The sequence below is a fragment of the Treponema sp. OMZ 855 genome (assembly GCF_024181145.1).
Taxonomy (GTDB): domain Bacteria; phylum Spirochaetota; class Spirochaetia; order Treponematales; family Treponemataceae; genus Treponema.
Genome location: NZ_CP051194.1, coordinates 2,075,119 through 2,100,969, shown reverse-complemented (window position 1 = coordinate 2,100,969; position 25,851 = coordinate 2,075,119). Strand labels below are relative to the sequence as shown.

Here is a 25,851-nt window from a genome sequence, read left to right as displayed (position 1 = left end):
TGTTACGGAGCTTCCGTCTGCGGAGTCTGCGCTTCCTCTTCGGCTTTGCAGGCAGGGCAAAGTCCGGTAAGTTCTATGCTGTGTGATGTCATGGTAAAGCCCGTTTCCGATAAGATCTGATTTTCCAAATCGTGCAGCGGACAGACGGCAATGTCAGCCGAAGCCTTGCACTTACTGCACACAATTCTGTGGTGATGTTCTGTTCCCTGTTGAGAGGCAATCTGAAAATAGGCTTTCCCGTTGGGATGCATACTTTTTGTTATAAAACCGGATTCGGCAAGTGTATGCATTGTTCGATATACCGTCGATAAGTCGATTTGCAGATCTGCCCCACAAGCTTCATGCAGCTCTTCGACGGAGAAAGCCTTATCCTTATCTTGAGATAAAATACTGATGATTAAGTTCCGTGCTTTTGTTTTGCGCAACTTTTTTGTAACGAGCGGGTTTTCCATACTTTTTGTGTCCTACGCACTATCTATTCGATAGTTCGATTATATCGGAGAATGTTTTTTTTTGAAAGGGTAAAAACTCAGTGTACCAAAAACTCAGCGTTCAGACAGCCGTATAAGACAGATAGATCGAATATCGCAGAAAAAAGAAGCTGTTGAAAATAATCCGATGTGTTCGATGCCCTTCTATTGGCGGATGTGCTTTTTTTTTGTATATTTATCCAAAATATGTGATGATTCGTGCAGAAGATTTTAATACTCCGGTGCTTTGCGCTGTGATAAAGAGTATGAGCGCCGGATGCAACCACCTTATGTTTAAGAGGATCGCGTATGAAGCTTTACAGTAGAAAACAACTTATTTTTTCTGCAGCCGTTATCGGCTGTTTTATTGCACTTGCCGCTTATGGGATGGGCTTCTATTTGGGGCACGGAACAAAAACGCCGCAGGGGAATGTCGCAGCCGAGCTTGAAGCATTGACGGAAAGTAATGCCGCCCTCACACAACAGAGCGGCGGGCAAATTGACGGCGTAGAAAATGCCGGTGACGGGAGCGTGTCTGTCTTAGAAGCAGCGGGGCAAACAAGCCCTTACCTGACAACTGCTGCGGAACCGGCGGGCCGTTACACCGCAGAAGAAAAGCAAAATATTTCGGTGTACGAAAATACCAACGATGCGGTTGTTAACATCACCACGGAAACGGTCGGGGTAAACTGGTTCCTTGAACCGATTCCGCAGGAAGGCGGTTCCGGTTCGGGGTCGATAATCGACAGCCGCGGATACATCCTGACCAACACGCACGTTATCGAGGATGCAACAAAAATATTCGTATCCCTTTCGGACGGCAGCCAGTACAATGCAAAGGTTATCGGGGTAGACCGCGAAAACGATCTTGCCGTGCTTAAATTCGACCCGCCCGCAAACACGCAGCTTACGACGATAAAATTCGGCGATTCGGACGGGCTTAAGGTAGGGCAGCGGGTACTCGCAATCGGGAACCCCTTCGGCTTAACACGGACGTTGACGGTCGGTATTGTATCCGCCCTCGGCCGCCCGATTCAAACCGATAAAAACGTCATCATCAAAAATATGATTCAAACCGACACGGCAATCAATCCCGGTAATTCGGGCGGGCCGCTCCTCGATTCGGACGGCAAGATGATTGGCATCAATACGATGATTTATTCTACGTCGGGCAGTTCGGCAGGGGTCGGCTTTGCGGTGCCTATCAACACGGCAAAACGGGTTGTATCCGAAATTATCAAGTACGGAAAGGTTCGGCGTGCGTCCATCGATGCGGAGCTGGTACAGCTGAACGCTTCGATTGCAAACTATGCGGGGCTGTCGGTGCAGCGCGGTTTGCTGGTTTCCCGTGTTAAAAAAGACAGTAATGCCGAAAAGGCGGGACTTCGCGGTGGAGCGAATGCCGTCCGTTACGGTATCGGGAAGCGCGCTGCGGTTATCTACCTTGGCGGCGATATTATTACCGAAATTGCCGGTCAGGCTGTCAGCAACCTCAGCGAATACTACGCTGTTTTAGAAGATAAAAAACCGAATGAGAGTATCGCCGTAACGGTGCTCCGCGGAAATAAGACCGTAAAATTGACGCTTACCCTTTCCGAACGGAACGATGAATAGGTAACGAAGAAAAATGGCAAAAAAGAAAGCCGGCGGACGGATATTCCGGTGCAGCTCCTGCGGGTACAGCCAGCCGAAATGGCTCGGACGTTGTCCAAGCTGCGGCGAATGGAATACCTTTGAGGAGCAGTTCCAAGAAGCGGACTTTACCCCCGGCTTTGCTTCAAGCGCCACTGCCGTGCGGCAAACGGACGAAGCGCATCCTATCCCGCTTGACCAGGTGGAGGTGCACGATACCGTCCGTATCACGACTGGCATTTCTGAATTTGACAGAGTGCTGGGCGGCGGTGCGGTAAAGCGCTCGGCGGTATTGATCGGCGGAGAACCCGGTATCGGAAAGTCGACATTGCTCTTGCAAGCGGCAGCTGCCGCAGCAGCCGGAGCGGTAGGGCAGCGGACGCTTTATGTGTCCGGAGAAGAGTCCGCCGGTCAGATACGCGGCAGGGCTGACCGGCTCGGTGTTCCGCTCAAAAATATCGAACTGCTTTGCACCAATTCGGTGGAAAATATCGAAAAAGTATTAAATAATCTCAATCCCCTTATCATCATTATCGATTCGGTACAAACGCTTTTTTCTCCGCAGGCGGGAACCATTCCGGGCACGATCAATCAGCTCAAATACTGCGCCAACGAATTGGTGCAGTGGGTAAAGGAACGGGACGCTGTGCTCTTTCTTACCGCTCATGTAACAAAGGAAGGCGTTATCGCAGGGCCGAAGGTTCTGGAACACATGGTCGATACCGTTATCTCTTTTGAGCGGAACGAAGATGATGTGCGGTTCCTCCGTGCCCTTAAAAACCGCTTCGGTTCGGTGGATGAGCTGGGAATTTTCAGGATGGATGAAAAAGGCTTGGCTGCCGTACAGGATCCCGCCGCGCTGTTTATTATTCAGCGGCAAGGTGAACTGCCTGCCGGGTCTGCAACCGTACCGGTGTTTGAAGGCAGCCGCGTATTTATGGTAGAAATTCAGGCGCTTACAGTTCCTGCTAAGGGCACGATGACGCGCGTATTCTCCGATAAGATAGATTCTGCACGGGTCAGCCGTGTTGCCGCCGTACTGGAAAAACGGATAGGCTTGCGGTTCTCCGATCAAGATATTTATATTAATGTCGCCGGCGGCATCCGGCTGCGGGAACCGGCTATCGATTTGGCCTTGGCTCTTGCACTCTACTCTGCGCGGACGGATATCCCCGCGCGTAAAAACGAAGCATTTATCGGAGAGCTCAGTCTTGCCGGTGAGATAAGACCGGTGCGCCGCTTAAAGCCGCTGATTAAAACCGCGCAAAGCCTCGGCTTTACCCAACTCTATGTCCCGGCCGCTGCCGGCGACGGCGATGAACCGGAACCTGCAATGCAAGGCATTTCCCGCGTAGAAAATCTCGCCGAAACAATCAAACGAGCGTTCGGCACGGGGAAGTAAAGGCCTCTTGTGTTCTGCTGTGACTGTGTGGAATCACTGCCATTCGTGGAGAATATGGGAATGGCGATCGGGTATAACAAAATCTTTGTTGACACCGCAATTTTTATCTATTTTAAAATTACCTCAGCTCAAATACCATCTCTATTTGCGCGTCAAAGAGAATCTTTCCGATTGGAGCGCCGCCTAACTCCGAAGTATCTCCAGCTGTCTGTGCGTATGCAACTCGATTTTGCACAGCGATATTGTATCCGTTTCCATTCCAATCGGAATAAGAGGGAGCTTCCGAAATGCGGATAATTTTACCGAGTGAAGGTTTATGATTGCCGCTTGATGCCGCTTCGCATAGAAGCTGCGCTTTTTCTTCCGCAGCTTTTACAGCATTGCGCCGTGCCTCATCCTTGTATTTTTTAACGTCTTTTGTAGAAAATCGGACATCGTTAATCCGGTCGATACCGTTATTCACTAAATCCGTTAAGAACGGTTCATAATTATCCAAGTTTGTAATCACTGCTGAAATATTCTGAGTAATTTCATAATAGAGGAATTTAGGCGTATCGGTATTGTAAGAGTATTGGGGATGAATGGTAAGGTTTTCCGCTGTAACGTCTTTTTGTTCGATGCCGTACTGGTTGAATAGTGTATTCGTTTTTTGCATCGCCGTATCGTGACGCTGTTTTGCTGCGGTAAGGTCATTTGCCTGCGAAACAATTGAAAAAGAGATCATTGCTTGATCGGGTGAAACGTACACGGTTGCTTTTCCAACGACGCTGATGCAATGTTCTTGCGCGACGTTTTTTTCAGTACAAGCTGTACTTAGCAGTACAGTGCAAACAGTAATTAATGATAAAATAATTGAACGGATGTATTTGTTCATAGGATCTCCTAACTAAGATAATCGAATCAGGACTGCCTGATATGTGTTGCATTATATCATAATCTTTCCACTATATAAATGAAGAAAGCCGTGGTATAATCAATTATGGTTTCTAAGAAAGCGCATAAGTAGCAGGAATGATCACATAAAGTTAGACTATGCCAGAAAGACCCGATATAAGGTGAATGAAGGAATATAACCGCAGTTACAGTTATAACGGATATAAGAAGTAGCTGAAATAATCAAAAATTCGGTTTACAAGAGTCTCAAATACAGGGGGGCTGATAAGCGGCTATCGGTACATTTATGGGCAGAGAGGGTTAAGTTATCGCAAATTAAATTTAAGGTACCCCTTACAACTGAGGTTTTTAGAGGTTCCCATTATATTAATTAGGAGAAATTAAATATGTTTACAAAAGATTGGTTTAAAATTTTAGAAATTGTAGAGAAATCTTATATTGGATTTAGACCATTTAGAGATGGATCTAAAAAAGATAAGCGCAGAATTGTAATATTGTGGATATTTTTTGCGGTTCTTGCGTGTCTTTTCTTTTTGGTAAGAGTAGCTGATAAGAAATTGAATACAATAATCACTCCATTATTTAATCTTATTTTGCAGATGGCGTCTAAAATTGTATTGATGGGGTATACTATTTTCTTTATTAAATATTTGCGGAAGAAAGATCGGACTGAGAATTTTATTTATATGAAAGGACAAAAAGACGAAGAAGAATTTCTTTTAAAATTTCTTTTTAATCTCTCGAAAAATGGTGTTTCGATGAGTATGTATCCAAACATAATTGAATACTATGAAAATAGAATTCAGAAAGAGAAAAACGAGAAAAAAAATGGAGTGTATTCATATATTACAGCCTTTTTACTTCCTTTGTTTATCTCATACTTTGCTGCTCAAAAATAGTCGGATCTGATATTTTGCAGCTAAGTATTGCTAGTTTACCATTTGTAAAGATTGTAAATGATACTCTAAATAAAAAGCTTTATATGTATGAGCATATTGTTTATTATCTAAAACTTCAAATGCAAATTACAAAATTATAAAAAAGTACCAAATGCTCACTGTAAAGGAACAGTCCAAATGGTGGTTTAGTGTGCTTGATATCATCGGTGTTCTAAATGAACAGTATGAATACGAAAAGAACCGTAACTACTGGAAATACTTAAAAGCAAAACTGAAAAAAGAAAATAATCAACTGGGTAGTGTCACTACCCAGTTCAAACTTACCGCGCCTGACGGTAAAAAACGGTTATCAAACGTCATTGATTACAATCAAGTAATAGAGCTTGCAAAAAATTTTCCGAACAATAAATCCATGCCGTTTATCCAGTGGTTTACCTATTCTGAAGAAACAATAGATGCAAAAAGTAAAACAAAGGCATACGCGCTTTTTGAAAGTTCATTGCTGGACAGTATTGAAGTTGGGACGATACAGGGATTACAGCAGATTCATGCCTATCTTTTTGGGGGGACTGTATAATTTTGCCGGTAAAATCAGAACCGTAAATATTTCAAAAGGCGGTTTTCAGTTTGCGGCAGCAGAGTTCCTTGAACAAAATCTTGCCGGAATAGAGAAAATGCCGGACACAACGTTTGAACAGATCGTAGAAAAATATGTTGAGATGAATATCGCGCATCCTTTCCGTGAAGGTAACGGGAGAACAACAAGGATATGGCTGGATTTAATCCTCAAGCGTACATTAAAAAAGTGCATCGATTGGAGCAAAATCAATAAAAGAGAATATCTGGAAGCTATGGCGGAAAGCGTAATCGACTCAGGCAAAATAAAGGTTTTGCTGCAAAATGCTCTGACGGACAAAATCAATGACCGTGAAATGTTTATGAAAGGGATTGATTATTCCTATTATTATGAAGAAGCGGAGTAATATGCACCATTTTCTCAATGTTTGTTTACAATTTTTTCCTTGACGTAACGGTTCTTTTTCCGTATACTGTTCAAACTTTGTCTGAGGAAGCCTTTTTCGGTAAACTTGCCTCAGCTTGTTTTATTTGCCAACTTAGCTCACCTGGCAGAGCAGCACCCTCGTAACGTGCAGGTACTCGGTTCAAGTCCGAGAGTTGGCTTTTTTATCTTTTTCCTTTTAATTTCTTCACTAATCCTTATATATTGTGAGACATCCTAAAAAAAAATTAGTTTTTTGCGTTTTTTTGCTTGTTTTTGCGGTGAACCGTGCTATACTGGTACAAGGGTATTGCAGTATGAGTCAGACACAGTTTGTCGTTAAGGGTGATTTTATATCAGCCGTAACAAAAGACCGTCTTGTAGCGCATCCGAATGCGTATGCGCTGTGCGAAAACGGAAGAATAATCGATTTTGTTACCGCATTGCCGGAAGGTCAATGGGAACGTGTTCCCTGTTTTGATTTTTCCGGTATGCTGATTGTCCCCGCCTGTGTTGACTTACACGTTCATGCGCCGCAGTATGCGTTCCGCGGAATGGGGATGGAGCTTGAGCTCATCGATTGGCTGAATACCTATACCTTTCCCGAAGAAGCGAAATATGCGGATGCGGATTATGCTTTGCAGAGCTATCGGCTTTTTACCGATGACCTTGAAGCGAGTCTGTCCTGCCGTGCGGTAATCTTCGGTACCATTCATAACAGCGGTAATCTTGTGTTGGCAGACTTGCTGAAAGCTAAGAAGATGCCGTGCCTCGTCGGCAAGGTGAATATGGATCGGAATGCGCCCGACTACTTATGCGAAACGGCGGAATCATCTTTTGCCGCGACCCAAGCCTTTGTTGATTCATTTAAAAATGATGATGCCGTTGCTCCTATTATAACGCCCCGCTTTGTACCTTCGTGTACGCCCGCTTTAATGGATAATCTCGGCAAGCTGGCAGCAGCTCGGCACTTGCCTATACAGAGTCATCTTTCGGAAAATAAAAAAGAAATCGCGTGGGTGAAGGAGCTTCATCCCGAATGCAAAAATTATGCCGAAGTATACGAACGCTACGGTCTTTTAACCGATAAAACCATCCTCGCTCATTGTGTGCATCCTACCGACGCAGAAATAGAATTGCTGATTCGGCGCGGCACGTATATTGCGCATTGTCCCGAATCAAATATCAATTTAACCAGCGGCATTGCACCGATTGCGCGTCTTTTGGATGCGGGCGTTCATATCGGGCTTGGCTCAGATGTGGCTGCCGGTTCTCAACTCTCTCTTTTTAAAGCGATGATGTCGGCGCTTCAAGTGTCAAAAATGCGGCGGTATTTTTATGAAGGAGAACGTGCGCTTTCCGTATCGGAGGCCTTATACCTCGGAACGAAAGGCGGCGGTTCCTTCTTCGGCGATACCGGCAGCTTTGAAAAAAACTTCTGGTTTGACGCAGTAGTGATCGATGATACGCAGTTGAGTGCACGTACCGATTTTTCCGTTGAGCAGCGGCTGGAACGGGCGCTCTATTTAACGGAATGGCACAACATGGTTGCAAAATTCGTACAAGGCCGTTGCGTATGGGATAAACGGGAGGAGATATAATTATGGATGAAAAAAGGTTTATCGATATTGCGGCAGGGCGGGTAAAAGCCGATCTGGTGTTAAAAAACGCTTTTGTGCTTAATGTATTTACCAAAGAGTTTATTAAACAGGATGTTGCGATAGCGGACGGGTATATCGCCGGAGTCGGACAGTACGAAGGCGTTGTAGAAAAAGATTTAACCGGCAAGTTCGTGTGTCCGGGGCTTATCGATGCGCACCTGCATATTGAGTCCACGATGGCGTCTCCGCGGAATTTTGCCCGGCAGGCGCTCCGCTGCGGTACTACCGCCGTTATTGCCGACCCGCACGAAATTGCCAACGTTGCGGGTGTTGACGGTATCCTCTATATGCTGGAGGATGCGCGGAAGGCGGTGTTTGCCGGTACGAACCAGCCGCTTGTTTCCATCTATTTTATGATTCCTTCCTGCGTGCCCGCTACCGATTTTGAACACACCGGCGGCGCGATTACCGTGTACGATATAGAAAAACTGTTAGATGAGCCGAACGTACTCGGCCTCGGCGAGATGATGAATTATCCTGCAGTCATCTGTGGGGATGAAGCCGTATTGAAAAAGATATCCGCGGCTCGGGAAAAGAAAAAGATATGCGACGGTCATGCGCCGTGCGTGCGCGGCCGCGATTTACAGGCATACTGTGCCGCCGGTATCCGTACCGATCACGAATGCGCTTCCTACGATGAAGCATTTGAAAAATTGCAGCAGGGAATGTACATCCTGATACGCGAAGGATCTTCCGCTCAGGATTTGGAACCCATCGTACGCGGTATGCTGGAGCATAAAACCGATACGAGCCGCTTTGCGTTCTGTACCGACGATAAAAAAATGAGCGATATTTTAGCGAACGGACACATCAACAATAATGTACGCAAAGCGGTGTCGCTCGGGTTATCTCCGGAAGATGCGCTGTGTATGGCGAGCTTCCATGCGGCGCAGTGCTACGGTTTGAGCGGCAGGGGGGCTATCGCTCCGCGACACTATGCGGATATTGTCGTATTTGATAATATAACGGACTTTTCAATCGATTCGGTGTATAAGGCCGGTATTGAAGTTTCTTCCGTTCCGATGGCGCAAGAAACGGAATCGGCGGCGGCAGAGGAACCGTCTTCGTTCTCCATTCAACGGATTACCGACAGCGTGCATGTTGTTCCCGTGTCTCGGAGCGCCTTTACTGCCGATCATTTTATGCCGTCGGGTTCCGATAATTTCCATGTTATCGGAATGCAGCGGGGAACGCTTTTTACGAAGCATTTGGTGTTTCCGCGGCAGGAATGCGCTGAGATGCTTAAAGACGGCAAGCTCTGCTATTTGGCGGTGCTGGAGCGGCACAAGAACACCGGCAATATCGGCCGCGCTTTGCTGCACGGGTACGGAGTGTCGAACGGAGCCATCGCGTCGAGTATCGGGCATGATTCGCACAATATCATCGTAGCCGGTTCCAATGCGGCCGATATGCACCGTGCCGTTGAACAAGTAATCGATATGAAAGGCGGCGTGGCTGTCGTACAAAACGGCACGGTGCTCAGCAAGTTTGCATTGCCGATTGCCGGTTTGATGAGTGCTATGGAACCGGTGCAGCTCGCCGACTGTATTCACGACGCAGCCGAGAAAGCGCATACTGTCGGCGTATACCCCGAAGTTGAACCGCTGATCGGTTTGTCGTTCCTTGCGCTGCCGGTTATCCCCGAATTAAAATTGACGGATTCCGGTTTGTTTGATGTAGTAAAATTTCAATTTATATAGGGAGGTAAAAATGATAGTTGGAAAAGCGGTGCCCCGTGTCGATGCTTACGATAAGGTAACCGGCAGGGCAAAGTATGTTGACGATTATTTTCACAGTGATTTTTTAGTCGCAAAGGTATTGCACAGCACCATTGCGAACGGCCTGGTAAAAAAAATCGATACGAGCGCTGCGGAAAAAATCCCCGGCGTGGTTAAGATTGTTACCTGTTTCGATGTGCCGGATATTTGTTTCCCGACTGCGGGACACCCGTGGTCTACCGAGGAGGCACATCAGGATATTGCCGACCGCAAGCTGCTCAACAAAAGAGTACGCTTTTACGGGGATGATATTGCTGCCGTTATTGCGGAAGATAATGTCGCCGCCGAGCGCGCGTTAAAGGCCATCACTGTTGAATATGAAGAATATCCGCCTATTCTGGATGTGCATCAAGCGATGTCCCCCGACGCGACCGTTTTACACGAAGCGTTCCCGGGCAATGTGCTGAAGCATACGGTGTTTAGCGTGGGTGAGTATGAAGAAACGCCGGATGATCCCGATACGGTTATGTTTGAAGGCGATTATGCGGTCTCTCCGATTTCTCACTGCCATATTGAAAATCCCGGCTCGTATGCCTATATGAAGGGCGGAAAGATTATCGTGGTGTCTTCCACGCAGCTGCCTCATATCTGTCGCCGCGTGTGCGGACAGGCGCTCGGAATCGACTGGGGAAAAATACGGGTTATCAAGCCGTATATCGGCGGCGGCTTCGGCAATAAGCAGGACATCCTGTATGAACCGCTGAACGCTTACCTTTGTACGCTCGTAGGCGGCCGCTGTGTGCAGCTGTCCGTTTCGCGTGAGGAAACCTTTATGTGTACCCGCACGCGCCATGCGATGGAATTCCATATGAAGACCACGGTGCGGAAATCCGACGGCAGGTTCATTTCGCGCAAAATGCTCTGCTATTCCACAAAGGGCGGTTACGCTTCACACGGACACGCCATTACCGCGAATGCCTCCAACGAGTTTAAGCAGCTCTATTCGGCGGAAAAGGGAATCATTTCCGAAGCGTATTCCGTGTTTACCAATCATATTACCGCAGGGGCTATGCGCGCGTATGGGATTCCGCAAGCGGATTTTGCCCTTGAATCTTTTATGGATGATATGGCGCTCAAACTGAATATGGATCCTATCGATTTGCGGCTCAAGAACTGTATGCGGGAAGGGTATGAAGATCCCGTTACAAAGATTAGAGCAAACTCGGATGGGCTCTATCAATGCTTGCAGAAAGGCCGCGAGGTGTTCCACTGGGATGAGCTGCGGAAAAAGTATGCGAATCAGACAGGGCCGGTGCGCCGCGGTGTCGGAGTTGCCTGCTTTAACTACAAAACCGGCGTTTACCCCATCTCGCTCGAAACTGCGGCTGCCCGTATCATGCTCAATCAGGACGGCAGTATTCAAATTCAGATGGGTGCGACGGAAATAGGGCAGGGCGCCGATACGGTGTTCTGCCAGATGGCTGCCGAGGTGCTTTCGCTGCCAATGGATAAGGTCTATATTTTTTCCGAACAGGATACCGATGTCAGCCCGTACGACAGCGCGGCTTATGCTTCACGGCAAACGTATGTCAGCGGCAAGGCAATTAAGAAAACTGCCGAATCGCTTAAACGGAAGATATTGGACTATGCGGCGGGAATGCTCGATATGAAGGCCGATGAACTTGATCTTCAGCATGAAAAAATTATCGTCCGCAGTACCGGTGAAGAGAGGCTCACCTTGGAAGAGGTCGCAATGGAAAGCTGTTACAGTATGAAGGAATCCAATCACCTCAGCGCGGAAGAAACGTCGCATTGTACCGATAACTGCTTTTCGTTCGGCGCAACCTTTGTTGAGATTGAGGTTGATATACCGGTCGGCAAAATCAAGGTACTGAATATTTTGAACCTGCACGACAGCGGTACGCTTATCAATCCACAGCTTGCGGCGGCTCAGGTACACGGCGGCATGGGAATGGGACTCGGCGCTGCGACTGCCGAACAGATGCTTTACGATAATAAAGGCAAGCTGCTGAACGGGAACCTTTTGGACTATAAGCTGCCGACAGCGATGGATCTTCCCGACTTACACGAGCTGTTTATCGAAAATGCCGATCCCACCGGCCCCTTCGGGAATAAATCTTTGGGCGAGCCGCCGATTATTTCGCAGCCGCCGGCAATCCGCAATGCGCTGCTTCATGCCACCGGCGTTGCCATTAACAAGCTGCCGCTTAATCCTCAGCGGCTTTTTGAAGCGTTCAGCGAGAGCGGGCTGCTGAAGGAGGTAATCTAATATGTACGATATGGAAAGTTTTTATCAAGCGACATCAATCTCCGATGCCGTAAGCGCCTTAGTCCGCACCGAAAACCCGGTTATCCTTGCCGGCGGCACCGACGTGCTGATTCAAATGCGGGAAGGTAAACTTGCCGGACGGAATGTCGTGTCTATTTTCGGCATCCCCGAATTGCGCGGCGTGAGTATAGACGAGGAAGGTACGATCTGCATCCGTCCGCTGACGGTCTTTAGCGAATTAACCGAAAGTCCCATCGTGCAGAAGCACTTACCGATGCTCGGCTATGCGGCCGATCAGGTAGGCGGGCCTCAGATACGGAATATGGGAACCGCAGGAGGGAATATCTCCAATGGTGTAACGAGTGCCGACACCGCTCCGAGCCAGCAGTGCTATAACTCGGTTGTCGAAATTACCGGCCCGGACGGTGTGCGGTTGGTTCCCGTGCAGGAGTTTTACATCTCTGCCGGAAAGGTGGTGCTGCAAAAAGGCGAGTTGGTAACCTCATTCCTCATTAAAAAGAAGGACTACGAAGGCTTTACCGGCGATTACATCAAGTATGCGATGCGTAATGCGATGGATATTGCGAACTTGAGCTGCGCTTCCCTTGTAAAAACCAAACGGGAAAACGGCGCATTAAAAATCGACGAGGTGCGTATGTGCTTCGGCGTTGCCGCTCCGGTGCCGCTCCGCTGTAAAAATACCGAGGCTTTTTTAACGGGTAAAGAAATCAATGATGCGTTATATGAAGGCTTGCAGGAAGTGCTCCTCACGGATATCAATCCCCGTGACTCGTGGCGCGCGTCAAAAGCGTTCAGAATTAATACCGCCAAGCAAATAGCGGTGCGATCTTTACGGAAAGCTGTCGAGCGGCAGGAGGTGTAAGCATGTTAAAAATTATTACTGTGAAGGTAAACGGGAAGCAGTGCGAGCTTGCCGTTGATGTTCGGGAATCGCTTGCCGACGCGCTTCGCAATAGGCTTGCGTTGACCAGTGTTAAAAAAGGCTGTGAAGTAGGGGAGTGCGGTGCCTGTACCGTGTTGGTAGACGGAGTGTCTGTTGACAGCTGCATTTACCTTGCAGTATGGGCGGACGGCAAGAGTATTTTGACGGTTGAAGGACTACAGGGCGAAAACGGAGAACTCAATCCGGTGCAGCAGGCCTTTATCGATGAAGCTGCCGTTCAGTGCGGCTTCTGTACCCCCGGGCTTATTATGACAGCGGTGGAAATTGTCGGAAGCGGAAGGCTGTATACGCGGGAAGAGCTGCGTAAGCTTATCTCCGGGCACTTGTGCCGCTGTACCGGCTACGAAAACATCCTCCGCGCGGTCGAAAAAGCGATGAAGCAAAACCTTGAGCAAATGAAAAAGGCAGGAGCGTAAGGTTCGGGGCTTGAGTATTGGGCGCCGCTAAAAATCGTAAGCCTATCCGAGATGATGTTTTTCATAAGTTTTGGAATACCAATAACTTATGAAAAACATTGTATGAAACGTCTATTTTTTATACAGCTTTTTTACTGTGCGCTGTATTTGTTTTTGCGGCTGATGATGATATAGAAGACACATCGCAGCCGCTTTTTTTTGTACAATAACTATTGGGACGGCTGTTTTTATATGCATTATACTCTCCGTAGGTTTTGGAGCAAAAGATGAATATCATTCAATCATTTAACGGAGCGATGGCTTATATTGAAAGGACTATTGAGACAGGGTGTGATGAAGCGGAGATTGCGCGCATTTCCGGCTATTCCTATCCGCTATTCAGCAGAATCTTTTCGATATTGGTCGGGTATCCTTTAAATGAATATCTCCGTTTTAGAAAGCTCAGCCGAGCCGCCGCCGATTTGCGCAATACCGATGCTAAGATTATCGACATAGCATTGGCGTACGGCTATGAATCGCCTGATTCTTTTGCAGCTGCGTTTAAGAAATTCCACGACGTCAGTCCGAGCGCGGTTCGGAACGGAAAAGAATTTAAATCATTTGCTCCAATTAAATTATCTTTAACCGTCAACGGAGGGCAAACTATGGAAGTCAAAATTGAAAAAAAGAGCGGATTTACGCTTGCAGGTATTCAAGTCGATGCGGATCGAACCAGTGATTTTCCGAAAGTCTGGGGCAGCCTTTTTGAAAAAGCTTCGCACGAAGAACTTGCAAAACTCGGAAACGGTAGGAGCTTCGGCATCTGTTCCGAGGTAAAAGACGGCAAAACGTTTACTTATGCAGCGGCATATGATTGCCGTGACGCACAAAAGGCGGCCGAACTCGGCTTGTCGGTGATGCACATCCCGGAAGCTGAATACGCAGTAGTCCAGCTGAAAGGCTCCGTTCCTAACTGCATCCACCAAGGCTGGAAGTATGTTATGGAAACCTTCTTTCCCGAACAAGGGTACTGTCATGCCGGTACTCCCGACTTTGAAGCATATTCGGAAGGAGATATGTACAGCAAGAATTACACGATGGAGCTATGGGTGCCTATTGTAAAGGCATAAGGCTGTGAATTACTCTTCCTCCGCAGTCCTGCATACGAGGTTGCTGCTGCGGGGGGAGGCTGATTATTTTCTATGCTCAATAATCCATCCTTTTATGTCATTTTTAGACATTTTCCCCGAAGCAATGTCTAAACCAAAATCAACCAATTCTTGTTGTGAATAATTTACTTCAATATTATTCAACTTTAGAAAAAGCAACATTAAATGTACACCGATTCTTTTGTTTCCATCTATAAAAGGGTGATTCTCAATCAAAGAGTAGCACAGCTGCGAAGCCTTGTCTAAAATATCAGGATAAAGATTGTTCCCGCTAAAAGTTTGAAATGGTGTTTTCAATGCTGAATCCAAAAGCTGCGCGTCACGTATACCATCCATACCGCCTGTCTTTTCGATAAGAGACCTGTGGATTTTTACTACTTGTTCATACTCAAAGAAAATCATTTAGCTAATTCCTGATACGCTTGCTTATTCTGATCGATGAGAGAATCGGAAATCGCAAAAAGTTTTTCATCAGAAACGGTATGATATGGCTTGTCATCTTCCAAAACGGTTATTATTACTTTTCTACCGTTATAATATTCAAGCGAAGGATAATCCGTAAGAATGGTATTTCCCTGAATAATCCCAGTTATTGCAAACATTTTGCTGCCTCCGGGTAGTATTATACATATATTGATTGTTTTTTTACAGAGCTTTTCATAAACATACCCCCTGGTACTCTGATTCGAAGGATGAGATTATTGTCAAATTAATTGATAAATATAACAATATCTGTTTGGGGTATAATAAATTCCGATTGGGGTAGAGCTTCCTATACTTTTTCGTAGAATACTAACGATTAATATTAGAATAGACCTGTTCGGAAACTTCGTTTTTTACAGATGCTCATCGGTGCCATTACCCATCAAAATGATGTGAGTTGTTTCGGTTCGGTTAGCTGTGCGGGTCGGAGATGATTTCCGTTAGTAGGGCATTCTTTCCCTGCACTCGTACACGGATATATTCGCCGCCGTGCAAATTATTCTTCTGTAAAGGATCCCGTATTAAAGGCAGGGAAAGATAATTTTCCGTGATAACGGTTTGCTGTCCGTTGCGCGGCGCTTCGACAACCCCGCATATCAGTTTTCCATCCCATGCCTGTAAATATGATGCGGATTGCGTTTCCGCAAGTTCGTTCAGCTTTTTCATCCGTTGACCTGCAATCCGTTCAGGTACTTTTGGCTGCATTTTCCACGCCTCTGTTCCCGGGCGGGCAGAGAAGGGAAAGGCATGTATTCCTGCAAACTCAAGTTCACAGCACATCCGGTAGGTTTCCTCAAAATCAGCTTCCGTTTCACCGGGGAAACCGGCGATGATATCCGCACCGATAAACGGATTATTCTTTACGCGGCGGAGTTCAGAAACGGCTTGATATATGGTTGCTTTCCTGTAGCCTCGGTGCATCGCTTTAAGGACGGTATCGCTGCCCGATTGTACGGAAAGGTGGAAGTGGGGGCAAATCTGCGGATGTGCCAGCAGTGGGACAAGCACCTCATCTATCCTGTCGGGATAAAGACTCGAAATGCGGATACGCATCTCAGTGTTTTCCAGTATGAGTTTGAGTATATCGGCAAAGTCTCCGGCTTCGCTCCGGTACTGCGATAGGTTCACGCCCGTCAGCGTTACTTCACGAGCACCGGTTTCTTCTATACAGCGAAGCCGCTCGAGGACTTCGGCGGCGGGCAGCGACACGGATTTACCCCGTGCAAGCCGTATCCTGCAATAAGCACAGGCATCGTTACAGCCGTCCTGAATTTTCAGCAGTGCGCGTGAGTGGAATAAAAAATGCGGGGAGCTGAGTGCGAATAGCCGATTCTCCCGTCTGCCGTGTATGGATATATTTTGTACTGATGAGTTTTGTACCGGTTTGTTCTGTGTATGCTGCGGCGCCTTGGTTGTCAGGTTGGTAAGATAGGCGCGCACTGCGCTTAGAAAAAAGGCTGTATCAAAGTAAGCGCTGTCGGCTACCAATTTTGCAAGGTATGCCGGTATTTCGGTTAATAAATCTTTCTGTTGTCCGGGGAAGGCGAGTATGTGGGGGTGCAGCGCTTCTATTTCCGCCGCTTCCAGTTGAGCATAGCAGCCCGTTACCAGAATAACGGCATGGGGGTGTGTCTTCACCAGTAATCTGATTAGCCGGCGCGCCTTTTGTTCTGCTTTGCCGGTTACCGTGCATGTATTCACAAAACAGAGAACCGTCTGTTCGGGCGGCAGCGCGGAAGATAATCGGATGGGAGCCGCGGCTTCCGGGGCTGTTATCGTTGAAGTGTCGGCAGGCGTTGTACCGGCGTAGCCGGCATAATCGGCATGGCCGGTATAGATGGAAAACCCCGCATCGGTACACAGCGCGGCAAAGGACTCAGCCTCCGTTTGATTAAGCCTGCATCCGAGCGTTTCAATTCGTATTGAACATAATTGAACATTCATATTAATGAAGAAAACCTGCACAAAGAGTCAAGCAGAAGGGCGGGCGCTGCGGCGGATTAAAAGCGGTGCAGTACGCGTTCATAACCTTTTTGAGCATCGGTTGAATTTTTGTTCAGCTGCAATGCAGACGAATATGCCTCCAATGCTGCCCGGTATTCCTTTGCCTGTTCCCGCGAGTACGCAAGCCTCGTCCACCACACGCTATTGAGCGGTTCCAACCTGATAGCGGTAGAAAAGGCTATATCGGCATGACGGTATTTTGCCATGCGCAAATACAATTCTCCGATATGATAATACACCCCGCTCACCTTCGTACCGTTAGGTGCATAGGCAATATAATCTTCAAAAAGATGCAGGCTCTCTTCATTCCTTCCAAGGTGATAGAGCGCTTGCGCATGGCTTTCAATAAGCCGCGGATCATATTGCGAAACTTCCCGTCCTTTAACTGTCCAGTCGGCCGCTTCCTGATAGCGCTCGTCGGCAAGCAGCGCCCATGTCAGTACAACATAGCTGTCGATATTGCGGGGCATCCGTTCTATTTCGTTTAAACACACCGATGCGGATTCTTTATAGCGGCCTTCACGATATAATACCAGCGCATCATCACCCTTTTGTGCATAAATATAATAGGGAAAAAAGAGCGTTAAAAAACCTAATGCGATTCCTGCCGGAAATCTTTTGCAGAGAGCAAACACGTTCTTACAACCTCTAGTGCCGATTCATCGTACAAATTCCGCTGAAAAAACAACCGCTATCCAGTATTACTTCGGGAGCTGTTACATCGCCGGTTAATTTCCCTGAGGCAAATACATGTACGGAGGTGGTAGCGGTAACATTACCGATGACCTCGCCTTTAATAATAACGCGGTCTGCGTTTATCTTTGCCTTTACTTTTGCATATTCACTGATCATTAAATCGCTTGAAGATTGAATGGTTCCTTGTACGGCACCCTTTATCATAAAGGGCTTTTCAAACTTAATGATCCCGTCAAAGACGATATCCTCAGCTAAAACCGTATCGTAATCTTCTTCATCCAAATCTATCAGCGCTATTTTATCCGCTTCTGTCATAGCTCATAGAATAACAATGATTAACCGTCGAGGTCAAGAGGCTTTCCGGCAGGGTATTGTGCTTTTGTATCCAGTTCCGACAGCGCATCGATTAAAAAGCGGTTGAGAAAAAGCAGACCTTCTTCCGTAAGGGAGACCCGATCGGCTTCGATGCGGCACTGCCTGCGTTTTTCCCAGAGGCTGAGGGTATTGCCGATAAAGGCGGTAATATCCGTGCCGAACCGCCGCGCAAATGCCGGCCGGTTAATCCCTTCCGAAAGCCGGAAACCCATCAGCAGAACCTCTTCTAAAAAGATATTCCGGTCGATATGCTCACACGGATATACCGAGGTTCGGTCGGCTACGGTCATCCATTCGCCGATATCTTTGCTTCCTTCAAAACGCTCCGCTGCGATAAATTTTCCGCCTGAATCTTCATGTATCAGAGTCCCGCATGCAGCCGGGCCGATGCCGGCGTATGGTTCCATATTCCAATAGATTTGGTTATGAAGGGAACGGTGCTTATCCTGATACGAAAAATTCGACACCTCATACCGGATGTATCCGTTTTCGGCTAAAAGTTCGATGTTTTGCTGTAACAGGTCGGAAATAAAATCTTCACGGGCTTCCGGAAGCGGTGCTTCGCTGCACAGCCCGTAGAGGGAGAGGTGATCGATGCGGTAGTCTATTAGCCGTCGCACATCGCCGGAAAGGCTCGCCGCGGTCTGTCCGGTCAATCCCGCAATTAAATCACAGGAAAGTTCGCCGTGCCATCGGCTTTTTATCGTATTCAACGCTGTTATCGTTTTTTCTTTTGAGCCGCGGCGTCCGTTTACGGCCAATACATCGTTATCAAAAGTCTGTACGCCGATGGAAAGCCGGTTGATGCCGCCTTCGCTGCAAGCTGCAAGCCATTCGGGGTGAATATCTTCGGGATTTGCTTCTATCGTAAATTCTTGAACCGGCAGATGTTGCTCTTTACGGATACCGGCCGCGAGGGTGCTAATATCATCAGGGTGCAGCAGCGAAGGCGTGCCGCCGCCGATATAGACGGTTTTCCATGCTTCAATAGCATAGCGCTCTTTAAAAAAACGGACATCGTGCAGGAGCCGCTCGATAAATTGAGGATTGGGATGATAAGGGGCAAAGCCCGCCTTTTGCGTTATCGAGTAAAAATCGCAATAGCAGCATTTTTGTGTGCAGAATGGAATATGAATGTAAAGACCGGCAGGCTTCACGGGTACGGTTTCGGCTTAAAAAAAAGCGATACGGGAAAACGGCCAATACCGCATTAGGATGCGTCCCTTAATCTGTGTTGCCGCCTGTAACGGTCCCCAGAGGCGGGAATCGCTTGAGGCAATTCGGTTGTCGCACAATACAAAGTATTCCCCTTCCTTGAGCGTAATTTCGGGATAAGCGCCTGAGAACGGCAGTGACGTATCCCAGTTCTCCGGTAGATTTTCGCTTTTGACGTTATAGTCGTTTTCCGTTACTTCAAACTCGGTTAAGAAATGTCCGCCGTTCTTTGTTTTAATATGCAGTACAAAATCTTCCATATATATTGTATCGCCGGGGATGCCGACAACGCGTCGGATAAAAGGTTTTGCTTGCGACGGCTGATTAGCTGCAAAGGGATTGACCAGCTGGAAGGTAAAAAAGGCAACGATTTTTTGTACCGTTTTTTCAAAAAAATTTTGATGAGGGCGTTCAATCGGTTCGACCGTTACGAGGGTTCCTCGTTCAATATCTTTTTGGGAGGAATAAAAAGGAGCGGTAATAATCATATCCCCGGAGGAAAAAGTCGGCTGCATTGTATCCGCTTGAATTCGGTACGCGGCGATAATATACGAGTTGATAAGCTGATACAGTATAAAAAGTAAGAAAACAATAAAAGCGATACGGATAATTTTAAACCGCTTTTCCCGCCGTTCAGTATATGAAGTAAATTTGTACCGTTGAAAAAACATAAAAAACCTATTCTACCGGTGATGCCATGTATTTGAATAATGATATCGGAATATCTTTTGTAACTACAGTACCATTTTGTCTCTACGTTGACAAGTATTTTAAGATGAATATAATGAGTTTAATGGACGGAGAGCCGATAAAAATTATTGCAAAGAATAAAAAAGCGCATTTTGACTATTCTATCGAAGAAACAATAGAATGCGGGATTGCGCTGCAAGGTACCGAAATAAAATCGGTAAGGGACGGGCGTATTTCATTCCCCGATTCGTTTGCCGAAATTATACGGAATGAGGTGTGGTTGAAAAATTTTCATATTTCGGAATATGTGTATTCTTCAATCTTTAACCATGATCCCGACCGTCCTAAGAAACTGCTGCTGCATAAAGATGAAATTAAACGATTAACCCGAAAAACGGAGGAAAAGGGCTATACGCTTATTCCTCTTGAGTTTTACTTAAAGCGGGGACGGATTAAGGTCATGCTCGGCATCTGTAAGGGTAAAAAGCAGTTTGATAAACGGGCAGACATAAAGGAGCGGGATATTAAGCGGGATATGCAACGGGAACTGCACCTAAAAAACAGGTGATGACAAGCATGAAACACGGAAGAAAAAAAACTCTATACATAGCCCTCCTGTTGCTCATCAGTCTGCCGCCGGCGCTTTCTGCGCTGCCGGGTGTTGCAGTGTATCAATTACAAGCGCCTGAAATGCCTGAGCAAACGGCTCAGACGGTCGATAATCTTGTCTTTTCTTTTATTAAAGAACTTAAAACATATACTATCTTCGATGTGCGTAATGAGTCCGTACCGGTTGATTTTCCTAAAAATCCGGCTATTGAATATATTTTCTTCGGGGTATTGGAAGAAGTTCCTGAAGGAATCAAGCTTGAGCTCGTGTTGAAGGGACGAAAAGATCAATTTACCCGTATCATTTCGAAAGTATACGGTAATATCAATAAAATCCTGCTTGATTCACGGCTGTTGGTGTTCAATCTCTTTGATTTTTCGGTACCCTTGGACAGCCTTGCAATTTCGATGCCGCAAAATGAACAAGACACGGAATTCGGATACATCGAGACCGTTGATTCGCTTGCCGGTTCATGGAAAGGAGAACCCGGTCTTGACCGTGTGATGATATTACGCGGCGGCCGCGGTATGGCGGTGTTTTCAAGCGGCGTGTCTGTTTCGCTCGATTTAAAAATAGATAACGGATACCTGCTGGTAACTCAAAAAGGCAGTTTGCAGCCCCGCCAGTTCCTCAATTTACCCGATGAAATTGCCCGTCAGGCAGTGCAAAAAACCAATCCTCCCCAATGGCGTTTTTTGGTATCCCCCGATAAAAAAATTCTTTCAGGCACAAAGGTCGATGCGCAGATACAATATAATGAAACGGCCATTATCAGTGTGAACTACGGTACTGCGGCAGTTGAATGGCTGCGTGATTAAGCTCCCATGCACTACGAAGATGAAGCGGAGGAGCGAGTATACCGCCGCCTTAATGCCGATACAATAGCCGGATATCTTGAGGAAACCGGCAGCTTTGCTTCCTTTTTTGATCACTATGAAGAACGTCCACCCCAGCTCGACCTTACCCGCGCAATAACCCATTGTTTTAACGACAGTACAATCGGCGTTTTTGAAGCGGGAACCGGTGTCGGCAAGAGTTTGGCATACTTGCTGCCTGCCTTTGAATGGGCGCTTGCTAATAAAGTCCGTATTGTCATCTCCACCGGTACCATCAATTTACAACATCAGCTCATCGATAAGGATGTTCCCGACGCCTTAAAAATACTCGGCGTATGCGGCGAGCAATCGGAACAGCCTCAGGCGGTGCTTATTAAAGGACGGCAGAATTACCTTTGTTTGCGACGGCTTATGCAGACAATACAGGAACCTGATCTCTTTAGTCAGGAAGCGGAAGAGCTGGCTGCTATCCAAAAATGGGCGCAAACAAGCAAAGACGGCGCACGATCCGAACTCCCGTTTATGCCCGCCGCAGGGCTATGGTCAAAGATTTGCTCCGAATCGGATAACTGTCTTGGGCAGCGTTGTCCTTTTTATACCGACTGCTTTGTGATGAAGCTGCGCAAAAAGGCGGAAAAGGCGGCGCTTTTAATTGTTAATCACCATCTGCTCTTTGCCGATCTTGCCAGCAGGAAAGAAGGGGCAGGGTATGCCTCAACTGCCGTTCTGCCGTCCTTTAATGCAATCATCTTTGACGAAGCGCATACGATTGAAGAGGCGGCAAGCGGATTTTTTTCCCGTACCTTTTCCCGCTATGATTTAACCCGCTGTATTACAACGCTTTCTCGGACTAAAAAAGGAAAAGCCGCGGGCTGTATCGAAAAAATCACCGCGGTTTCGACTAAAGCCGAACTGATGCCGGCGATCATCGGTGCGCTTGCAAAAACGCAAACGGCTTACTCCATATTGGAGGCGCGGGCTCTTTCGTTTTGCGGCACTGTAAGTAGCCTCAGTTTTACACAGGTACCGGCATCGAAGACGGCGGCGCTGCTTGCCGCATGCAAGGATTTTTACGCCGAGCTGAATATCCTCAACCTCAAGCTCGCGGTGCTGATTACCAATGCCGAACCGGACGAAGGCTCCCCGTATGAAGAGGCGGTGCGGGAAGGTTCACTCGCGCTGCACCGGCTGCAAGATATTTCCGAAACCCTCGAAAACTTTTTCCGCTGGAAGGAATTGCCCGATTACGTCTTTTGGATAGAAAAATACCAAAGCCCCGCGGGGGAGGTTCCCTACTTTAATCAGACGCCGGTGGATATGTCGGGTTTGTTGAGGCAGGCGGTGTTCACGCCCTTCGATACCGTCATTGCGCTTTCCGCAACGCTGAAAATCGGCACGAGCTTTTCGTATTGGCTGGGCAGGGTCGGTCTGCATCCTTTTTCCGACAAACCGGTGCGCACCGGTACCTTTGAATCGCCTTTCCCGTACGATAAAAACGTTCTTTTGAATATCCCGACGGATGCACCTGCCCCTGATGATGAGCAGTTTCAGCAATTCGTGAATACCGCCGTTACCAAATTGATTGAAATGACCGGAGGAAAAACGCTTGTCCTGTTTACCTCTTATGAGTCGTTAAAACAAACGTGCGCATACGCCCGCAAGGAACTGCCTAACATGGAGCTATTGCAGCAGGGAGAGGACGACCGTAGCCGCCTGTTGCAAACCTTTAAAGAGCATATCGACAGCAGCTTATTCGCAACGGCCTCATTTTGGGCAGGCATCGACGTACCGGGAGAGGCGCTTAGCCATGTCATTTTGGTAAAACTGCCCTTTGCCGTGCCGAGTGCACCTCTTTTCCGCGCCCGTGCGGATGCTATCGAAAAAAGAGGCGGCAGCTCGTTTATGCAGTTAAGCGTCCCCGAAGCAGTCGTGCAATTCCGGCAAGGGTTCGGCCGCCTGATGCGCTCACAGACCGACCGCGGTATTGTAACGCTGCTTGATAAACGTGCACTCGTTAAACAGTACGGGAGAATCTTTATCGATAGTATCCCTCCGACAAAACAATGCTTTGCATCTTTGCAAGAAATAGTATATACTATTGAAAATTTTTTGTATTGACGGAGTTCCCATGCTTGGAATTTTTTGCATAGTATGCTGTATCAACACAATAGCAGGATGGGCGTTATTAAACCGTATTGCTTATGCCGTATATCGGCCGTGGTGTAAAAAAATCAATGCGCATATTTCAACCGTTGTCGCTCACCGTATTTTTTCAATTTTTTCTACTTATCTAAACTTCCGCTTTAAGGGCGACTATGCTCTTGTGCCGCAGCTGCCAGAACAGTATTTACTGATTTCCAACCACCAGAGCTTATTGGATATTGTCGTGTATATGAATTACCTCGGCGGAAAGCGGGTTCGCTTTGTCGCAAAGAAAGAACTTGCAGACCATGTCCCATTGGTTTCCGTTATGCTGAAAAGCGACGAGCATTGTCTGGTACGGCGTACCGGTAGTCCCAGCCAAGCGATGCAGGCAATGGATTCATTTGCACAACGGGTGGTGCGCAACAATTGGATACCGATTTTATTTCCGGAAGGAACCCGCTCGAAGGATGGTACAGTCGGAACCTTTCATTCGGCGGGATTCCGGCGGTTTTTATCCAAGGCGCCGATGCCGGTGGTTGTTGCTGCCGTTGACGGCGGATGGAATATCTCTTCGATAACACGGCTTGCAACCAACCTGCGCGGCGGTTCGTATCGCGTTAAAATCTTAAAAATATATCCGACGCCTACTACAAAGGAAGCCCAGCTGAAAGTTTTGGAAGAAAGTAAAGAGTTGATACAGGAGCAGCTTAAAGTCTGGCGAAATCAGAGTAGGTAATGCATAATTAACACTGAAAGAACGAATTTTTTAGAGGTTCCCTGTTTTGGCTTTCCCTCTTTAAAGTTTGCATTTTATATTCCGATAAAGGTATAGAAACGTAATTTACGGATTCTTCATGCACAGGAGTTGTTATGCGGAAACTTTATATGATAATGATCATGGCAGTCTTTTCTGCTGCCGTTTATGCAGGAGATATTGCAAACTTTGTTAATTTAGGTTTTTCAGCTGATGGAACAAAGTTTGCATTCGGTCAGCACGGTTTACAGGATAAGACCTACCGTGCGTATGCTGAAATTTATGCTGTCGATGTAGGTGCCAATACCTTTCTCCCTAACGGTATTTTCAGGACATCTCCCTCAAAGCAAACGGAAGGCAAAGAGAGTAAAGCGACTTTTCTTGCATTACAGAATAGAGCGCAAGTTTCCTTGAGTAAATGGGGTATTTCCGAAATCCGGCAGGGACGGGTTCTTTATGCGCAGACAGAATCGACGGAAGGGAATCAGACTCTATTTTTCCGCGACTTCCAAACAAGTGATGAATATACGGTTGTGCTGAATACAACGCAAAAATCAAAAACAGAAAGCTCATTTTATTTAACGGTAGAAAAAACAAAACCGAACGGAACTAAGGTAAAAAAAGAGGTTGGCCGTCCCGATTATGTCAGAAGCGGTGTTAAAAATTATGCTGTTAAGAAGATATTGATGGATGACACCTCCCGGTCTCTCATTTTTATTATTGAAAAAAAAGAATATTCTGCTGAAGGTGATTCTTTCCGCTATATGGTGGAGGCAACCTTAATCGAATAGAGGGTGCGGGTAAAAAGGCGGTTCCGCTATTTTAATTTTTATTTATTCGGTATATACTGGTAGCTATGAGTACTGATATAATGATAACAGACGATCGCTTAAATTTTTCGTTAAGCTTAGCTGATTTTTTACGGGTACAGGGGCAGCGTGTAATCGTTATTTCCGATGCCGAACGAACAAAAGATAAAAAAACGGAGAATGCGATAGGTCCTGTGTTATTATGGAACCGCCAATCCGTATTTTCGCTTCAATCTTTACCGCTCCAATTTAAAACGTTACAGTTAAATATTGAAACTGCACTGCTGATCTTTGATGCACCGGCATATACCGAATTATATTCCAATACCGGTGTATTGCATGCCGACAAGATCGTTACCGAATTGATTACTGCAAATATACAGTTGGCCTACACTTTTATGCGGTATTTTATTCATAAAAAATCGGGGAAATTAATATTTGTACATCGAGATGTCTCTCCTTCATGCGGGAATATACCGGTTGCCGCTGCGTCCGGGGCATTTGTCAGGATGGCGGAGGCAAGTGTAGCAACACTTGCACAGGAAGAAAATGCTCTTTTGCAAACAATGCTTGTTCGCCTTGAGGGAGAAGATAATGCGCTTTATACCGAATGGCTGGCTGCACAAATAAACCAGCCTGCGTTGTCGCGTATGCCCGGCAAATGGATTAAAGCAGGACAGCGTGGATTATTTGGCAAATAGGCTTCTTCCTGTAAGCATTCTTTAATTATTTAAGGAGAA

General features: G+C 46.8%; 26 protein-coding genes and 1 tRNA gene. 18 read left to right on the top strand and 9 right to left on the bottom strand.

Annotation, left to right across the window (positions count from 1 at the left end; translation table 11 throughout):
- Window positions 1-2 precede the first annotated feature (2 nt).
- Entirely contained in the window at window positions 3-452 is a 450-nt protein-coding gene (locus tag E4N65_RS09460) for a Fur family transcriptional regulator (protein ID WP_044015101.1), read from the bottom strand.
- A gap of 327 nt (window positions 453-779) precedes the next feature.
- On the opposite strand from E4N65_RS09460, the gene E4N65_RS09455 reads away from it, so the two are divergent.
- Both E4N65_RS09455 and radA read left to right on the top strand, forming a co-directional pair.
- A complete protein-coding gene (locus E4N65_RS09455; RefSeq protein ID WP_253672977.1) occupies window positions 780-2,084 on the top strand; it encodes a S1C family serine protease in 1,305 nt (434 codons plus the stop codon).
- 13 nt (window positions 2,085-2,097) lie between these two features.
- Window positions 2,098-3,504: a DNA repair protein RadA gene (radA, locus tag E4N65_RS09450; RefSeq protein WP_253672975.1), complete on the top strand. Its 1,407-nt coding sequence runs from the start codon at window positions 2,098-2,100 to the stop codon at window positions 3,502-3,504.
- A gap of 118 nt (window positions 3,505-3,622) precedes the next feature.
- On the opposite strand, the gene E4N65_RS09445 is transcribed toward radA, so the two are convergent.
- Complete coding sequence (locus E4N65_RS09445) at window positions 3,623-4,378, bottom strand: SIMPL domain-containing protein (RefSeq protein WP_253672974.1); 756 nt, start codon at window positions 4,376-4,378, stop codon at window positions 3,623-3,625.
- Between the two features lie 406 nt (window positions 4,379-4,784).
- Between E4N65_RS09445 and E4N65_RS09440 the strand changes: the two genes are divergently transcribed.
- From E4N65_RS09440 to E4N65_RS09395, 10 genes are all read left to right on the top strand, one after another.
- On the top strand, window positions 4,785-5,297 hold the full coding sequence (locus E4N65_RS09440) for a hypothetical protein (protein ID WP_253672972.1): 513 nt from the start codon (window positions 4,785-4,787) through the stop codon (window positions 5,295-5,297).
- A 151-nt stretch (window positions 5,298-5,448) separates the two neighbouring features.
- Window positions 5,449-5,874, top strand: a complete 426-nt coding sequence (locus E4N65_RS12255) for a hypothetical protein (protein ID WP_371921815.1) — start codon at window positions 5,449-5,451, stop codon at window positions 5,872-5,874.
- On the top strand, window positions 5,786-6,280 hold the full coding sequence (gene fic, locus E4N65_RS09430) for a protein adenylyltransferase Fic (protein WP_371921814.1): 495 nt from the start codon (window positions 5,786-5,788) through the stop codon (window positions 6,278-6,280). The genes E4N65_RS12255 and fic overlap by 89 nt, the downstream gene beginning before the upstream one ends.
- A 126-nt stretch (window positions 6,281-6,406) precedes the next feature.
- A tRNA-Thr gene (locus E4N65_RS09425) sits at window positions 6,407-6,479 on the top strand.
- Window positions 6,480-6,614: 135 nt separating this feature from the next.
- Window positions 6,615-7,898: an amidohydrolase family protein gene (locus E4N65_RS09420; RefSeq protein ID WP_253672971.1), complete on the top strand. Its 1,284-nt coding sequence runs from the start codon at window positions 6,615-6,617 to the stop codon at window positions 7,896-7,898.
- 2 nt (window positions 7,899-7,900) lie between these two features.
- Complete coding sequence (gene ade / locus E4N65_RS09415; protein WP_253672970.1) at window positions 7,901-9,658, top strand: adenine deaminase; 1,758 nt, start codon at window positions 7,901-7,903, stop codon at window positions 9,656-9,658.
- Between the two features lie 10 nt (window positions 9,659-9,668).
- Complete coding sequence (gene xdhA, locus E4N65_RS09410) at window positions 9,669-11,966, top strand: xanthine dehydrogenase subunit XdhA (protein WP_253672969.1); 2,298 nt, start codon at window positions 9,669-9,671, stop codon at window positions 11,964-11,966.
- 1 nt (window position 11,967) lies between these two features.
- Window positions 11,968-12,849: a xanthine dehydrogenase subunit XdhB gene (gene xdhB / locus E4N65_RS09405; RefSeq protein ID WP_253672968.1), complete on the top strand. Its 882-nt coding sequence runs from the start codon at window positions 11,968-11,970 to the stop codon at window positions 12,847-12,849.
- A gap of 2 nt (window positions 12,850-12,851) precedes the next feature.
- Window positions 12,852-13,346 carry a xanthine dehydrogenase subunit XdhC gene (gene xdhC, locus E4N65_RS09400; protein ID WP_253672967.1) on the top strand — a complete coding sequence of 165 codons (495 nt, stop codon included), beginning with the start codon at window positions 12,852-12,854 and terminating at the stop codon, window positions 13,344-13,346.
- 266 nt (window positions 13,347-13,612) lie between these two features.
- Window positions 13,613-14,455 (top strand): AraC family transcriptional regulator, encoded by an 843-nt coding sequence (locus E4N65_RS09395; protein ID WP_253672966.1) that lies wholly within the window; start codon window positions 13,613-13,615, stop codon window positions 14,453-14,455.
- Window positions 14,456-14,518: 63 nt separating this feature from the next.
- Here E4N65_RS09395 and E4N65_RS09390 read toward each other — a convergent pair whose 3' ends face one another.
- The 7 genes from E4N65_RS09390 to lepB all read right to left on the bottom strand — a co-directional run bounded on the left by E4N65_RS09390 (window position 14,519) and on the right by lepB (window position 19,938).
- Window positions 14,519-14,896, bottom strand: coding sequence for a type II toxin-antitoxin system death-on-curing family toxin (locus E4N65_RS09390; RefSeq protein ID WP_253672965.1), 378 nt, complete (start codon window positions 14,894-14,896; stop codon window positions 14,519-14,521).
- The gene (locus E4N65_RS09385) at window positions 14,893-15,096 is read right to left on the bottom strand and encodes a hypothetical protein (RefSeq protein WP_253672963.1); all 204 of its coding nucleotides are present in this window, start codon (window positions 15,094-15,096) and stop codon (window positions 14,893-14,895) included. Before E4N65_RS09385 ends, E4N65_RS09390 begins: the two co-directional genes overlap by 4 nt.
- Window positions 15,097-15,388: 292 nt before the next feature.
- Window positions 15,389-16,921 (bottom strand): tRNA (N(6)-L-threonylcarbamoyladenosine(37)-C(2))-methylthiotransferase MtaB, encoded by a 1,533-nt coding sequence (gene mtaB / locus E4N65_RS09380; protein ID WP_253672961.1) that lies wholly within the window; start codon window positions 16,919-16,921, stop codon window positions 15,389-15,391.
- A 56-nt stretch (window positions 16,922-16,977) separates the two neighbouring features.
- A complete protein-coding gene (locus E4N65_RS09375; protein ID WP_253672959.1) occupies window positions 16,978-17,616 on the bottom strand; it encodes a tetratricopeptide repeat protein in 639 nt (212 codons plus the stop codon).
- 13 nt (window positions 17,617-17,629) lie between these two features.
- Window positions 17,630-17,992, bottom strand: a complete 363-nt coding sequence (locus E4N65_RS09370; RefSeq protein WP_044015119.1) for a bactofilin family protein — start codon at window positions 17,990-17,992, stop codon at window positions 17,630-17,632.
- 20 nt (window positions 17,993-18,012) lie between these two features.
- Window positions 18,013-19,209 (bottom strand): coproporphyrinogen-III oxidase family protein, encoded by a 1,197-nt coding sequence (locus tag E4N65_RS09365; RefSeq protein ID WP_253672957.1) that lies wholly within the window; start codon window positions 19,207-19,209, stop codon window positions 18,013-18,015.
- A 15-nt stretch (window positions 19,210-19,224) separates the two neighbouring features.
- The gene (gene lepB / locus E4N65_RS09360; RefSeq protein WP_253672955.1) at window positions 19,225-19,938 is read right to left on the bottom strand and encodes a signal peptidase I; all 714 of its coding nucleotides are present in this window, start codon (window positions 19,936-19,938) and stop codon (window positions 19,225-19,227) included.
- Between the two features lie 122 nt (window positions 19,939-20,060).
- Between lepB and smpB the strand changes: the two genes are divergently transcribed.
- From smpB to E4N65_RS09330, 6 genes are all read left to right on the top strand, one after another.
- Window positions 20,061-20,525, top strand: a complete 465-nt coding sequence (gene smpB, locus E4N65_RS09355) for an SsrA-binding protein SmpB (protein WP_016519060.1) — start codon at window positions 20,061-20,063, stop codon at window positions 20,523-20,525.
- Between the two features lie 8 nt (window positions 20,526-20,533).
- A complete protein-coding gene (locus E4N65_RS09350; RefSeq protein WP_253672953.1) occupies window positions 20,534-21,385 on the top strand; it encodes a TP0183 family DNA metabolism protein in 852 nt (283 codons plus the stop codon).
- 6 nt (window positions 21,386-21,391) lie between these two features.
- Window positions 21,392-23,521: an ATP-dependent DNA helicase gene (locus E4N65_RS09345; RefSeq protein ID WP_253672952.1), complete on the top strand. Its 2,130-nt coding sequence runs from the start codon at window positions 21,392-21,394 to the stop codon at window positions 23,519-23,521.
- A gap of 10 nt (window positions 23,522-23,531) precedes the next feature.
- Window positions 23,532-24,284: a lysophospholipid acyltransferase family protein gene (locus E4N65_RS09340; protein ID WP_253672951.1), complete on the top strand. Its 753-nt coding sequence runs from the start codon at window positions 23,532-23,534 to the stop codon at window positions 24,282-24,284.
- 134 nt (window positions 24,285-24,418) lie between these two features.
- Entirely contained in the window at window positions 24,419-25,093 is a 675-nt protein-coding gene (locus E4N65_RS09335; protein WP_253672950.1) for a DUF2259 domain-containing protein, read from the top strand.
- 80 nt (window positions 25,094-25,173) lie between these two features.
- Window positions 25,174-25,812 (top strand): hypothetical protein, encoded by a 639-nt coding sequence (locus E4N65_RS09330; RefSeq protein ID WP_253672949.1) that lies wholly within the window; start codon window positions 25,174-25,176, stop codon window positions 25,810-25,812.
- The last annotated feature ends 39 nt before the right edge of the window (window positions 25,813-25,851 follow it).

Bases quoted from the DNA above. Each gene is read 5' to 3' on its own strand.
- E4N65_RS09440 (WP_253672972.1), top strand. From the start codon at position 4,785: ATGTTTACAAAAGATTGGTTTAAAATTTTAGAAATTGTAGAGAAATCT.
- E4N65_RS09385 (WP_253672963.1), bottom strand. From the start codon at position 15,096: ATGTTTGCAATAACTGGGATTATTCAGGGAAATACCATTCTTACGGAT.
- E4N65_RS09460 (WP_044015101.1), bottom strand. From the start codon at position 452: ATGGAAAACCCGCTCGTTACAAAAAAGTTGCGCAAAACAAAAGCACGG.
- radA (WP_253672975.1), top strand. From the start codon at position 2,098: ATGGCAAAAAAGAAAGCCGGCGGACGGATATTCCGGTGCAGCTCCTGC.
- xdhA (WP_253672969.1), top strand. From the start codon at position 9,669: ATGATAGTTGGAAAAGCGGTGCCCCGTGTCGATGCTTACGATAAGGTA.
- E4N65_RS09345 (WP_253672952.1), top strand. From the start codon at position 21,392: ATGCACTACGAAGATGAAGCGGAGGAGCGAGTATACCGCCGCCTTAAT.
- E4N65_RS09370 (WP_044015119.1), bottom strand. From the start codon at position 17,992: ATGACAGAAGCGGATAAAATAGCGCTGATAGATTTGGATGAAGAAGAT.
- E4N65_RS09455 (WP_253672977.1), top strand. From the start codon at position 780: ATGAAGCTTTACAGTAGAAAACAACTTATTTTTTCTGCAGCCGTTATC.
- lepB (WP_253672955.1), bottom strand. From the start codon at position 19,938: ATGTTTTTTCAACGGTACAAATTTACTTCATATACTGAACGGCGGGAA.
- mtaB (WP_253672961.1), bottom strand. From the start codon at position 16,921: ATGAATGTTCAATTATGTTCAATACGAATTGAAACGCTCGGATGCAGG.
- xdhB (WP_253672968.1), top strand. From the start codon at position 11,968: ATGTACGATATGGAAAGTTTTTATCAAGCGACATCAATCTCCGATGCC.
- smpB (WP_016519060.1), top strand. From the start codon at position 20,061: ATGGACGGAGAGCCGATAAAAATTATTGCAAAGAATAAAAAAGCGCAT.
- E4N65_RS09395 (WP_253672966.1), top strand. From the start codon at position 13,613: ATGAATATCATTCAATCATTTAACGGAGCGATGGCTTATATTGAAAGG.
- E4N65_RS09445 (WP_253672974.1), bottom strand. From the start codon at position 4,378: ATGAACAAATACATCCGTTCAATTATTTTATCATTAATTACTGTTTGC.
- E4N65_RS09390 (WP_253672965.1), bottom strand. From the start codon at position 14,896: ATGATTTTCTTTGAGTATGAACAAGTAGTAAAAATCCACAGGTCTCTT.
- ade (WP_253672970.1), top strand. From the start codon at position 7,901: ATGGATGAAAAAAGGTTTATCGATATTGCGGCAGGGCGGGTAAAAGCC.
- E4N65_RS09340 (WP_253672951.1), top strand. From the start codon at position 23,532: ATGCTTGGAATTTTTTGCATAGTATGCTGTATCAACACAATAGCAGGA.
- E4N65_RS12255 (WP_371921815.1), top strand. From the start codon at position 5,449: ATGCTCACTGTAAAGGAACAGTCCAAATGGTGGTTTAGTGTGCTTGAT.
- E4N65_RS09335 (WP_253672950.1), top strand. From the start codon at position 24,419: ATGCGGAAACTTTATATGATAATGATCATGGCAGTCTTTTCTGCTGCC.
- E4N65_RS09420 (WP_253672971.1), top strand. From the start codon at position 6,615: ATGAGTCAGACACAGTTTGTCGTTAAGGGTGATTTTATATCAGCCGTA.
- E4N65_RS09350 (WP_253672953.1), top strand. From the start codon at position 20,534: ATGAAACACGGAAGAAAAAAAACTCTATACATAGCCCTCCTGTTGCTC.
- xdhC (WP_253672967.1), top strand. From the start codon at position 12,852: ATGTTAAAAATTATTACTGTGAAGGTAAACGGGAAGCAGTGCGAGCTT.
- E4N65_RS09330 (WP_253672949.1), top strand. From the start codon at position 25,174: ATGATAACAGACGATCGCTTAAATTTTTCGTTAAGCTTAGCTGATTTT.